Genomic DNA, 11,579 nt, shown 5'->3' on the forward strand with positions numbered 1-11,579 from the left:
GGAGGGGTGGGTTTTTGGGTCTTGTAAGGGGTCGATGTCAAGGCTACGATCGCGACAACTCTTAGGAAAGTTTCCTAAAAGAAATCATGAAGGGCGGGCAACGCCACCCCAGCCATCCCACAGCCACCACCCCACCTGCACGAACACTCCCGCCCCTCGACCCGGCCGATCGAGGAGCGCGGCACGCCGCGCGACCCCACCACCGTGGGAGCCCTGACGCGGCGCACCCTCGCATAACTCACCCTGACAGCCCCTGCAAAGGGCGCGCACCCCCCCGAAAAGAAGGAACGGCGTGAGATTACGCGCATCAGTGCTAGCACTGATCACCCTCGCTCTCACCTTGGTCGCCCTGCCCGCGCAGGCCGCAGGCCTCACCGCGACCTTCACCAAGGCCGCCGACTGGGGCTCGGGCTTCGAGGGCAAGGTGACGATCACCAACGGCACCGCCGCCCCCGTCGCCTGGAACGTCCAGTTCGACGTGCCGGCCGGACACTCCATCCCGTCGGCATGGGACGCGACCATGGCCCGCAGCGGCCAGCACTACACCTTCACCCCGCCGAGCTGGGCAGGTCCGCTCGCCGCCGGAGCCACCACGAGCTTCGGCTTCAACGGCAGCCCCGGCAACTTCCCCGGCATCACCGGCTGCACGATCAACGGCTCCTCCTGTGGCGGCGGCGAACCCCAGCCGGGCGTCCCAGGACAGCCGGGCCCGGCGAGCGCCACCTCCACGACCTCGGCCATCTCCCTTTCCTGGGGTACGGCCGGCGGCACGGTAACCGGCTACCGGGTCTACGAGGGCTCGACGCTCAAGACCACCGTGACCGGCACGAGCGCCACCATCACCGGCCTGGGCACGTGCGAGACGCACACCTACACCGTCAAGGCCTACAACTCCGTCGGGGAGTCGGCGGGACGCGACGTCACCGCCACCACCTCGGGATGCACGACGGGCCCGCTGCCGAGGCACTTCCTCACCGGGTACTGGCACAACTTCGTCAACCCCGCCGTCGAACTCAAGCTCTCCGCCGTCCCCGCCGAGTACGACCTGGTCGCGATCGCCTTCGGCGAGGCCACCTCGACCGCGGGCGAGGTCGTCTTCAGCGTCGACCCCGGCCTGGCCACCGCGGTGGGCGGCTACACCGACGCCCAGTTCAAGGCCGACGTCGCCGCCCTGCACCAGCGCGGCAAGAAGGTCATCCTGTCGGTCGGCGGCGAGGCGGGCCGCGTCCAGGTCGCCGGCCCAGCCGCGGCCACCACGTTCGCCGACTCCGTCCACGCCCTCATGCAGAGCTACGGCTTCGACGGCGTCGACATCGACCTGGAGAACGGGCTCAACGCCACCTACATGGCCCAGGCCCTCAGGTCGCTGCGCTCGAAGGCGGGCTCCGGGCTGATCATCACGATGGCCCCGCAGACGATCGACATGCAGTCGACGGGCGCCGAGTACTTCAAGCTGGCCCTGTCGATCAAGGACATCCTCACCGTCGTCCACATGCAGTACTACAACTCCGGCTCCATGCTCGGCTGCGACCAGAACGCCGCCTACTCGCAGGGCACCGTCAACTTCATGGTCGCGCTGGCCTGCATCCAGCTCGAGAACGGCCTGCGCCCCGACCAGGTCGCCCTCGGCCTGCCCGCGGGCCCGGGCGCGGCCGGTGGCGGCGTCGTCTCGCCGAGCCTGGTCAACCAGGCGCTCGACTGCCTGGCCAAGCGGACGAGCTGCGGCTCGTTCGTCCCTCCACGCGCCTATCCCGACATCAGGGGCGCGATGACCTGGTCCATCAACTGGGACGCCGGCAACAACTGGAACTTCTCCAAGACCGTCAAGCCCCACCTTCAGGGAATGCCATGAGACGCATCATGCTCGCCTTGGTGGCCGCCTTCGCCCTCGCCGGCGCAGGACTGGCCACGACCACCCCCGCCGCCGCTCAGGGCGTCACGGTCGCCGCCTACCCCGCGTGGCAGGCCTGGACGTCGTACTCGATCGGCACCCGCGTCACCTACAACGGCGTCGACTACGAGTGCATCCAGGCCCACACCTCGCAGCCCGGCTGGGAGCCGGCCAACGTGCCCGCCCTGTGGAAGACGGTCTCCGGCGGCGGCGGAGACACCACCGCGCCCTCGGTGCCGGGCAACCTGCGCACCACGGGGAGCACCTCCAGCAGCATCTCGCTGGCGTGGAACGCCTCCACCGACAACGTCGGCGTCACCGGCTACAACGTCTACCGGGGTTCGACACTGGTGACCACCGTCACCGGCACCACCCACACCGACACGGGCCTGGCCTCGGGCACCAGCTACACCTACACCGTCCGCGCCCGTGACGCGGCGGGCAACCTGTCGGCGGCCGGCACCGCCGTCACCGCCTCCACCTCGGGCGGGACGGGCACGCCAGGACAGCCGGGCGCGCCCAGCGTCACCGGCGCCACCAACAGCTCGATCTCCCTGTCCTGGGGCGCCTCCAGCGGCACGGTAACCGGCTACCGCGTCTACGAGGGCTCGACCCAGAGGGCCCAGGTGACGGGCACCTCGGCCACCGTCTCCGGCCTCGGCACCTGCACCTCGCACACCTACACCGTCAGGGCCTACAACTCCGCGGGCGAGTCGGGCTCCAGCGCCTCCGTCACCGGCTCCACGACCGGATGCCCGACCGGCAGCCGCATGCCGGGCGCGCCGTACCTCTACATGGGCTGGGGTGACCCGCCCAACCCCGGCACCGTCATGGACGCCACCGGCGTCAAGTCCTTCACCATGGCTTTCATCCTGTCCAGCGGCGGCTGCAACGCCGCATGGGACGGCAACCGCCCGCTGACCGGCGGCGCCGACGCCCAGGCGATCTCCACGATCAAGTCGAAGGGCGGCAGCGTCCAGGTCTCCTTCGGCGGCTGGCAGGGCAACAAGCTCGGCCCGAACTGCTCGACGCCCCAGGCCTTCGCGGGCGCCGTCCAGCAGGTCATCAACGCCGTCGGCCCCGCCGTCGTCGACTTCGACATCGAGAACACCGACGAGTTCGAGAACTACACCGTGCAGGACCGCATCCTGAACGGCCTGAAGATCGTCAAGGCCGCCAACCCGAACGTCAAGATCGTCGTTACCTTCGGCACCACCACGACGGGACCGAACTCCCACGGCACCCGCCTGATCAACCGCTCCAAGGAGCTCGCGGTCCCGATCGACAACTACACGATCATGCCGTTCGACTTCGGCGGCTCGAACATCTACAACGACACCGTCAACGCCTCCGAGGGCCTGAAGAACACGCTGAAGAGCGCGTTCGGCTGGACCGACGCCCAGGCGTACGCCCACATGGGCATCTCGGGCATGAACGGCCTGTCCGACCAGCAGGAGCTCACGAGCCCCGCGACCTGGACCCAGATCACCAACTGGGCCAAGTCCAAGGGCCTGACCCGCCTGGCCTACTGGGCGGTCAACCGCGACCGTCCGTGCCCCGGCGGCGGCGTGGTCTCCAACTGCAGCGGCATCGCCCAGACCGCATGGGAGTTCACCAGGACCACCGCAGGGTTCTGATCGGTCGATCAACTGGGACAGGTTCAACGGCTCGGAGTTCTCCCGCTCGCACCGGCCCTACCTGGACGGCCTGCGCTGACGGCCTGCGCTGACGGCCTGGCGTCGCGGGCGGGTCTCACCCCTCCTGCCCGCGATGCCTGACCATGAGCGTCGGCTTGACGTGCTGTCCCGTGCCGGGCGGGCGGTAGGTGGGCAGCGCCTCGCCGTACTCGTGCATCCAGTCGTGGTCGACGAGCATGTGCATGCGGCCCGTCAGCGTCAGCCACGGCATGCCCTCGGGCCGTACGGCAGGCCCCGGCACGGCCGCCAGCAGCGCGGCCGTCTCGGGATAGTTGCGCTCCACGAGATGGCCGCGCACCAGCTCCCTGCGGGTGCCCAGGTGCTCGACGGCCAGCTTGCCGAACGCCTCGGCCAGCATCCGCACGTCGGGCAGCGGCACGTCGGCGTACTGGGAGGCGCCCACCAGCAGGTCCAGCTTCCCGTTGACCAGGTGGTGCACGAAGCAGGGATCGACCTGGTCGCCGTGGGCGAGCGTCAGCACCCTCGGCCAGTTGCGCGGGTCGTCGGGCTCGTCGCAGGCGCGGCGTCCAGGCTCGGCCACCAGGTCGAGGGGGTTGCGGTCGTACTCGGGCGCCATGTGCAGCCAGCCCTCGCGCACCGCCTCGGCCAGCACAGGCCACGGCGCGCGGTCGTTGAACAGTCCCTCGCCGAGCTGCCACGACAGCATCCCCACGTCGGTGCAGTCGTAGCGCCACCTGTCGGCGTGCAGGTAGAAGTAGATCCCCGTGTCCACCACCCGCTCACCCTCGCCCCTCGGCCCGCCCCAGCCGCCGCCGCGCACCCCCGCCGAGCCCGTCAGCACCAGCAGCGCCAGCATCGCCCGGTGCGCGGTGTCGGCGTGCTCGGTGCCGAGCCGGCCCGGCATGATCATGCATCTGCCGCCCGTGCGCAGCGCGGTCTCGCCCAGCTCCCGCGCCACCTTGGCCGCCCGCGAGGCGCTGACGCCGGTGATCGGCTCCTGCCAGCCAGGCGTGTACGGCTCCCGCGCGTCGTCGTAGTCGACGGGCCACGAACCGGGAAGTCCATCGCGAGCCACGCCGTACTGGGCGAGCAGCAGGTCGTAGACCGTCGTCACCATGTGGTCGCCGACCCGCACGACGGGCACCCCTCTGCGCAGCACGCCCGACCCCTCGTCGAAACGCGGCAGCAGGAGCTCGACGCTGCCGCCGCCCTTGCCGTACATGGTGAGGGCGGGGTCGGTCTCCAACGTCAGGTTCCAGCGCGCGGGGTCGCGGCGGAAGCCGAGCGACCCGTTCGGCACCACGGGCCTGCCGCCCCTGGCCAGCACGACGGTCTTCAGCGTGGCGGTGGGTGAGGTGTCGCCGAGGTCGGAGGCGTTGAGGAAGCGGTGGGCCACGTAGCCGTCGGCGCGCTCTCTCAGCCGCACGAGGAACGGCAGGTCGGTGCGCTGCTTGGCGTGCTCGGCGAACGCGGGTCGCTCCAGATAGAACTCCTTCAGCAGCACGTGGCCCATCGCCATCGCGAGCGCCGCGTCGGTGCCCGAGCGGACCACGACCGTCTCGTCCGACAGCCGCATCGGGTGGCTGCCGATCGCGACCACCTTCTGCCCCTTGTAGCGGCCGGCCACCAGCCAGTGTGCGTCGGGGGAGCGGATCGCGCGGTCGTTCTCGCCCCACATGATCGCGTAGGCGGCCTGCTCCCAGTCGGCGGGCTCGGGCACCTCGGAGCAGGGGCCGAAGACCTGCGTGGCGGCCAGCGGCTGGTCGACGAGGACCGCGCCGCCGACCAGGCCGACGAACCTGGAGATCATGGAGGTGGAGTGGGCGGCCACCCTGTCGGGGCCGTAGGCGGCGATCGTGTGCACGTGGGCGGCGGCGACGATCTCGGCGACCTCGTCGTCGCCGACGGGCGCCACCTCGTTGCCCCTGCCTCTCTGATAGGCCTGCCGTACCTGTGGATTGGCTGTGAGTTGTGCCCAGGCCGCGACAGGGTCGGTGACCCTGCTGCGCGCCTCCCTGTAAAGCCCGACCAGCACCGCGTTGCCCCTTGATCCCCCCATGCTCCTAATTGAACACACAGAGTGATGATCCGGGGTGCTGCGACCCGCCTTATGGGTCGCAGTAGCTCCGATCGTGCGGCAGGCTAGGAGCCGCCATGGACTACGCAGTGCTCACGGGGATCGTCCTCGTCTCAGGTGTCGTGCTCGCTCTCATCGCGCAATGGCGTGACTGGCGTCCCTCTCTCTGGGTCGCGATCGCGGTCGGCGTCGGGGTGCGCGTACTGATCATGTACACGTCGGCGATCGACACCTGGCAGCCCGTCGACTTCGTCAACAGCTTCAAGCCGGCCGGCGAGGCGGTGCTCAACAGGCAGGACCCCGTGCTCGGCAGCAACGGCGGCTGGCACTTCCTGCCGACCATCCCCTACGTCTACGGGATCCTGCTGTGGCTGGGCATCCCGTGGGAGTACGCGGGCCGCCTGGTCACCGTGGTCGCCGACATCGCGCTGATCCCGCTGGTCGCGAAGCTGGCCGGCGGGCCTCGCGCGTCGCTGAGGGCCTTCCAGTACGCGCTCAGCCCGCTGGCGCTGCTGGTGGCCTCGGTCCACGGCCAGGTCGAGCCGGTGGCACTGGTCTTCGGCGTGGCCGCCTTCGTGGTGGCGCGCGGCCCTGGCGACCCCGACAGGCTCGGCATCACGATGACGGTCCGCGAGGCGATCGCGAGCATCGACATCAGGAAGGCCTTCACCTTCCAGGCGGCCGAACTGCCCGCCTACCGCAGGGCGCTGTGGGCGGGGCTGCTGATGGGCCTGGCGCTGTGCGCGAAGAGCTGGCCGATCTGGCTCATCCCCGGCATGCTCCTGCTGCTGCCGAACGTCAGGGCGCGCTTCATCGGCCTGGCCGCCACCGGCATCCCCCCCGTGTTCTTCCTCGTCACCCTGCCGATCTTCGCGGGCACCTCGCTGGCCGACATCCCCAGGGTGATGGAGGTCATGAGCGACATCCGGCCGATCGTCGGCGAATGGGGCTGGACGGCGATCCTGGTCGGCGGCGACTGGACGCTCCACTCCGGCTACGCCAAGATCGGCACGTACCTGATCTACGCCACGGTCCTCGGCGTCTGCTGGATGTGGCGCAGGGCTGACCCCGTCGACCTGACCACCGCGATCCTGCTCGCTTTCATGGTCGTCACCCCGCGCCTCGGCGCGCAGTACCTGCTGTGGTTCATGCCGTTCCTGATCGCCAGGCCCACCCGCTTCGCCTGGCCAGCCATCATCGGCACCTCGCTGTGGGCCGCGATCGGCTATCTCTGGATGACCCAGAGCTGGCAGATCTGGCACGACTGGCATCCCAACTGGGCCAGGGCCTCCATCGTCCTGCTGCCCGTGCTGGCCCTGGCCCTGCCGTGGGCGCGGCGGGTCTCGACCGCCGCACCCCTGCCTCCGGTCCCGCCCCTGTCGGTCAAGACCGGCACGGCCGAGGTCACCGGCTGACCGCCGGCCCGCCCCTGACCCTTCGGCCGGATCGGGGACGGGCGGCGGCCGGGCCGATGAACCGGCCGCCGCCCCGCCTCAGCGGCGCAAGCAGGCGAAGAGGGTGATCCACTGGTCGGGACGGACGAACGCCACGACCGTGTCACGGGCGATGCCGGCCCGGTCGAAGGCCGCGTCCACCCCGCCGTAGTGCCGGTGGAGCGAGGCGTACAGGGAGCCGCCGACGCCGGAGAAGCCCAGCTCCACCAGCTCCTGCCAGGCGCCGCCGTCGTCGACCAGCGGCTCGGGCCGCCGCTCGATCCGCAGGATCGCCGAGTCGACGGAAGGGACAGGCCTGAAGCTCTCCCTGCCGATCCTGCCGAGCAGCTCCCACGAGAACCACGGCCAGCTCTCCACCGTCACCAGGCTCCACCTGCCGAAGTCGCCGCTGCGCTTGCGGGCGTACTCCAGCTGGGTGAGCAGGGTCGCGGCGGTCAGCTCGGGCGCCCTCAGGCACCAGTCGACGATCTTGGAGGTGATCGAGTACGGGATGTTCCCCACGACCGCGAACGGCTTGCCCGGCGGGCGCGCCTCGGTGAAGTCGCCCTTCATGATCTTCAGCTTCGTCCTGGCCCTGAGCTTGGCCACCAGGAGCGGGTCGATCTCGTAGGCCACGACCTCGGCGCCCGTCCTGGCCAGCGCCGTCGTGAGCACTCCTTCACCGGCGCCGGGCTCGAGCACGAGTCCGCTCGGCCGGGCCGCTTTGATCACCAGGTCTACGGCATGCTGATCGACCAGGAAGTTCTGCGAGAGCTCACGCCGTGCCCGATCTCTGGGCGTGCGACCGCCACCGCTGTTCCTGGCCTTCTTCTGGGTATGCGAATAGTTTCCGTGCGCGAAGTTCTGCGCCACAGCAAAAGCCCTCTCGGGTCCTCGAGACGAATGGGATCTCGATGGGCCCTGGGCTCGCGTCCTGCGAAGCTAGCGAGCCAGAGCCCGGCTGCTGCGCATGCGAATGAAGTACGTACATGACATGCGAATCAGGCTACGCAAGATCGCCTGAGATCGCGACGCGTTTTTCGCGGAGATCGTCACGGAGCACGCCTGCCCTTCCGTCCCGCGCGCCTGAGAACCCCGGCTACTGCGTGACGAGAAGCCTGACGAGATGCCCGTGTGTGGCGTACCCGGGAGGATCACCCGGCATCACCCCCGTCACGCACTCGAAGGTGCCGGGGCTGCTCTCCCGGACGAAGAACGCCGGCTCGGCGATCGCCGACAGCAGTCTGATCGCGGCCCTGTGGACCTTGATGCCTTCCAGCGGCTCATCCGGACGGGCCGTCACCTCGTAGACGCCGTCCTCGGTCAGCCGCGCGGCCACCACCTGCCAGCCGGGGACGGCCCGCAGATGGGGGAGCAGATGGGCGTCAGGGTCCTCGGTCGCCCACCCGTCCCTTGCCATCACCGCCGCCAGGTCGTGTACGGCGGGCAGCATCGCCGAACCGTCGCTGACACCGGTGAACCGCTCGTCGTCGTCCCAACGCCGCTGCTCCATGCCGGTGATTCTCGCAACGGGCGGCCGAATCCTCCATGCCCCGGGCTTCGGCGCTCCCACTTCTGCGGCCTCGCCTGTGGCCGATTCCTACAATCCCCGCCGGCGCCGCGACCGTAGGGTCGACGGCATGGACAGCAACCCGGAGCGCTACATCCAGCTCAACGCCAGGCTCCTCGACAGGCTCAGGTACGAGGCGATCTTCAAGGGCGGCTCGAAGGAACGCGTCCTGCAGGCCCTGCGCGCCTACCAGAACCCCGACGGCGGCTTCGCCCACGCGCTGGAGCCCGACCTTCGCGGCACGACCAGCCAGCCAGAACCCGTGGAGATGGCGTTCTGGATCCTCGACGAGCTCGACGCCTTCGACGACCCGATGGTCCCCGCCGCCTGCGACTACCTCGTCTCGGTGACGACGAAGGACGGCGGCGTGCCGTTCGTGCTGCCCAGCGTGAGCGAGGCGCCCCATGCGCCGTGGTGGGAGACCGACGACGACCCGCCCGGCGCCCTCATCCCGACCGCCTCCCTGGCCGGGCTCCTGCACAAGCACGGCGTCGAACACCCGTGGCTCGGGCCCGCCACCTCGTTCTGCTGGAACGCGATCGCCCAGATCGAGGAGACGTCGCCGTACCAGGCGCGGGCGGTGCTCACCTTCCTGGACCTGGTGGACGACGAGGACAGGGCGCTGGCGGAGTTCGCCAGGCTCAAGGAGTCGATCCTGGCCGTGGTGTCGATGGACCCGCACGCCACCGGCGAAGCGCACTTCCCTCTCGACTTCGCACCCGCCCCGATGCGGCGGCTCTCGCTCTTCACCGACGAGACGATCGCGCGGCACCTCGACGCCCTGCCGGAGACCCGGACGCCCGACGGCGGCTGGGAGCCGAACTTCCTCATGTGGACGCCCGTGGTACGACACGAGTGGGGCGGCCACCTCACGCTCGCCCGCCTCAACACCCTCCGCGCCTACGGCCGCCCCACCCCCTGACCGACCGGCCTCATCCGCCGTCAAGGGCCGTGCTGAGGGACGACGCCGAATCCGGGTCAGGCGTCTTCCGCGGAGGGCGGCGAAGGAGCGAGCAGCCGACCCATGGAGACGCCGCTCAATCGCTTGACGTCGTGCGAGAGGTGCGCCTGGTCGGTGTAGCCGCTCTCGACCGCCACCCGCGCCAGCGGCACTCCCGACCTGGCCAGCCGCAAGGCCCGCTGGAACCGCACGATCCGCTGCAGCACCTTCGGCGAGTAGCCGAACGACGACACCGACCGCCGATGCAGCTGGCGCTCGCTCAGCCCGAGGTCCCGTGCCACCTGCCGCACCGAGGAGCCCTCCCGCAGGGCCCCGGCGATGGCGGGCGCGGCAGGGTCGGGCGGGTCCGTGGCGCGCAGTCGTTCGGTCAGCTCCTCCAGCGTGAGGTCCGAGGGAAGCCCCAGGTCCTCGAACGGGACCCTGCCGTCCTTCAGCTCCTCCACCGGAACGCCGAGCACCCCGCCTAGCGCGCCGGGTCTGAACCTGATGCCTTTGTAGACGTCGCCCGCGCGCAGCCGTACCGGCATCGGCCCCGTGTCGGGCCCCGCCACGTGAGGGCCGCCGGGCGCCCAGATCAGGTCGACGCACGCGTCGGGCACGACGAGCTGGATGCCCTCCTCGGTACCGTCCTGCTCCCAGAGGCAGGCGATCCGCCCGGCGAGCGGCGCTCCTGGACTCCGTTCGACGTACATGGAACCAACGCTAGGCCCCACGTCCGACACTTCGCCGTGCGACCACGGTGGGCAGGGTTACCGGGTGCTTGCCGTACCGGATGGATCAGGAGGGGGCGGGGAGGTCGAGCCGCCGGAGATGAGGGCCGCCGCCCATCGGGCGGACGGGTCGCTGTCGATCAGCAGCGCGCGCGTGAGCAGGCTGAGCGGGATCGCGAGCAACGCGCCCAGCGGCCCCAGCACGAACGTCCACACGATCAGCGACAGCAACGTCATCGTGGTGGAGAGCCCGACCGCGTCCCCCAGGTACTTCGGCAGGATGAACGACTGGAACACCACGTTGATCACGCTGTAGGCGACGATGACGAGGATCATCTGCCGCGAACCGCCGTCCAGCAGAGCGAGGAGTGCGGGAGGCAGCAGGCCGAGCACGAAGCCGATGTTCGGGATGTAGGTGGTGATGAGCGCCAGCACCCCCCACAACAGTGGCAACGGCACGCCGAGCAGGGCGAGCACGCACACATCGAGCGCAGAGCAGATGAGTCCGAACACGGTGGAGACGACCAGGTAGCGCCTGGTCCTGCCGGCGAACGTGGTCAGCGCGGTGACGAGGGCGGGCTTGTGGTCCCTGCCCGCGGCGAGGAGCTTCGCGGTGACCGGCGCGTCGAGTGACATCGCCAGCAGCAGCACCACCATCAGGAACAGGCTCGACAGCACGCCCAGCAGGCTGGTCAGCAACGTCTGCACGATGCCCAGCACTCTGCCGGGATCGTACGACTGCACGGCCTTGTTGAGCTGCTCGTTGCTGATGCCGTGAGAGACGGCGAACAGTTGCGCCTCGGCCAGCAGGTCCTGGAACTGCGTGGCGTAGGTGGGCAGGATCGAGGCCAGCTGTATGACGGACACGGTCAGCACCGCGACCATCCCGAGCAGGACCAGCACGACGACCAGGAACGGCACCGCCACCTGCACCCACGTCGGCGAACCCCGGCCGGCCAGCCAGCCGCGCACGGGCGAGACCGCGATCACCAGCACCAGGGCCAGAAGCACCGGGCCGGCGATCGAGGCGACCTCCCGCAGCCCGAACAGCGCGACGACCGCGCTCGCGGTCGTCAACAGCACGATCAGCGCCCGTGGAGACGAGTGATCACTCACCTGTGTTTCATACCCACCAATGTCGGTTTGGTACGGCAAAGCGGGATCTGTCGCGGGTAGGGCGGTGGGTTGATTTGACGGTTGGCGGAGTCGTACATAGAGTTCACCAGTCCCACCCAGTCGGCGATCATCGTCGGCTGTCCAGGGAGACCCAACAAACATC

General features: G+C 69.8%; 9 protein-coding genes. 4 read left to right on the forward strand and 5 right to left on the reverse strand.

Annotated elements, in window-relative coordinates; genetic code table 11:
- Positions 1–292 precede the first annotated feature (292 nt).
- Both AB0B45_RS49380 and AB0B45_RS49385 read left to right on the forward strand, forming a co-directional pair.
- Positions 293–1,852, forward strand: a complete 1,560-nt coding sequence (locus tag AB0B45_RS49380) for a glycosyl hydrolase family 18 protein (protein ID WP_358145668.1) — start codon at positions 293–295, stop codon at positions 1,850–1,852.
- Positions 1,849–3,528, forward strand: coding sequence for a carbohydrate-binding protein (locus tag AB0B45_RS49385; RefSeq protein WP_358145669.1), 1,680 nt, complete (start codon positions 1,849–1,851; stop codon positions 3,526–3,528). The genes AB0B45_RS49380 and AB0B45_RS49385 overlap by 4 nt, the downstream gene beginning before the upstream one ends.
- Before the next feature lie 115 nt (positions 3,529–3,643).
- On the opposite strand, the gene AB0B45_RS49390 is transcribed toward AB0B45_RS49385, so the two are convergent.
- The gene (locus AB0B45_RS49390) at positions 3,644–5,608 is read right to left on the reverse strand and encodes a molybdopterin-dependent oxidoreductase (protein ID WP_358145671.1); all 1,965 of its coding nucleotides are present in this window, start codon (positions 5,606–5,608) and stop codon (positions 3,644–3,646) included.
- Positions 5,609–5,703: 95 nt separating this feature from the next.
- Between AB0B45_RS49390 and AB0B45_RS49395 the strand changes: the two genes are divergently transcribed.
- Positions 5,704–7,041, forward strand: a complete 1,338-nt coding sequence (locus tag AB0B45_RS49395) for a hypothetical protein (RefSeq protein WP_358145673.1) — start codon at positions 5,704–5,706, stop codon at positions 7,039–7,041.
- A gap of 78 nt (positions 7,042–7,119) precedes the next feature.
- Here the strand turns inward: AB0B45_RS49395 and erm are convergent, their stop codons facing one another.
- Together erm and AB0B45_RS49405 are read right to left on the reverse strand one after the other, a co-directional pair.
- Positions 7,120–7,932 carry an ErmE/ErmH/ErmO/ErmR family 23S rRNA (adenine(2058)-N(6))-methyltransferase gene (gene erm, locus AB0B45_RS49400; RefSeq protein ID WP_358145675.1) on the reverse strand — a complete coding sequence of 271 codons (813 nt, stop codon included), beginning with the start codon at positions 7,930–7,932 and terminating at the stop codon, positions 7,120–7,122.
- Between the two features lie 226 nt (positions 7,933–8,158).
- Positions 8,159–8,572: a hypothetical protein gene (locus tag AB0B45_RS49405; protein ID WP_358145676.1), complete on the reverse strand. Its 414-nt coding sequence runs from the start codon at positions 8,570–8,572 to the stop codon at positions 8,159–8,161.
- 127 nt (positions 8,573–8,699) lie between these two features.
- Between AB0B45_RS49405 and AB0B45_RS49410 the strand changes: the two genes are divergently transcribed.
- A complete protein-coding gene (locus AB0B45_RS49410; RefSeq protein WP_358145677.1) occupies positions 8,700–9,551 on the forward strand; it encodes a hypothetical protein in 852 nt (283 codons plus the stop codon).
- Positions 9,552–9,607: 56 nt separating this feature from the next.
- Here the strand turns inward: AB0B45_RS49410 and AB0B45_RS49415 are convergent, their stop codons facing one another.
- Positions 9,608–10,282 (reverse strand): helix-turn-helix transcriptional regulator, encoded by a 675-nt coding sequence (locus AB0B45_RS49415; protein WP_358145679.1) that lies wholly within the window; start codon positions 10,280–10,282, stop codon positions 9,608–9,610.
- 57 nt (positions 10,283–10,339) lie between these two features.
- On the reverse strand, positions 10,340–11,416 hold the full coding sequence (locus AB0B45_RS49420) for an AI-2E family transporter (RefSeq protein WP_358145681.1): 1,077 nt from the start codon (positions 11,414–11,416) through the stop codon (positions 10,340–10,342).
- Positions 11,417–11,579 lie beyond the last annotated feature (163 nt).

Source organism: Nonomuraea sp. NPDC049152, assembly GCF_040648355.1.
In the GTDB taxonomy this organism is placed as follows: domain Bacteria; phylum Actinomycetota; class Actinomycetes; order Streptosporangiales; family Streptosporangiaceae; genus Nonomuraea.

Bases quoted from the DNA above. Each gene is read 5' to 3' on its own strand.
- AB0B45_RS49415 (WP_358145679.1), bottom strand. From the start codon at position 10,282: ATGTACGTCGAACGGAGTCCAGGAGCGCCGCTCGCCGGGCGGATCGCC.
- AB0B45_RS49410 (WP_358145677.1), top strand. From the start codon at position 8,700: ATGGACAGCAACCCGGAGCGCTACATCCAGCTCAACGCCAGGCTCCTC.
- AB0B45_RS49405 (WP_358145676.1), bottom strand. From the start codon at position 8,572: ATGGAGCAGCGGCGTTGGGACGACGACGAGCGGTTCACCGGTGTCAGC.
- AB0B45_RS49385 (WP_358145669.1), top strand. From the start codon at position 1,849: ATGAGACGCATCATGCTCGCCTTGGTGGCCGCCTTCGCCCTCGCCGGC.
- AB0B45_RS49390 (WP_358145671.1), bottom strand. From the start codon at position 5,608: ATGGGGGGATCAAGGGGCAACGCGGTGCTGGTCGGGCTTTACAGGGAG.
- AB0B45_RS49395 (WP_358145673.1), top strand. From the start codon at position 5,704: ATGGACTACGCAGTGCTCACGGGGATCGTCCTCGTCTCAGGTGTCGTG.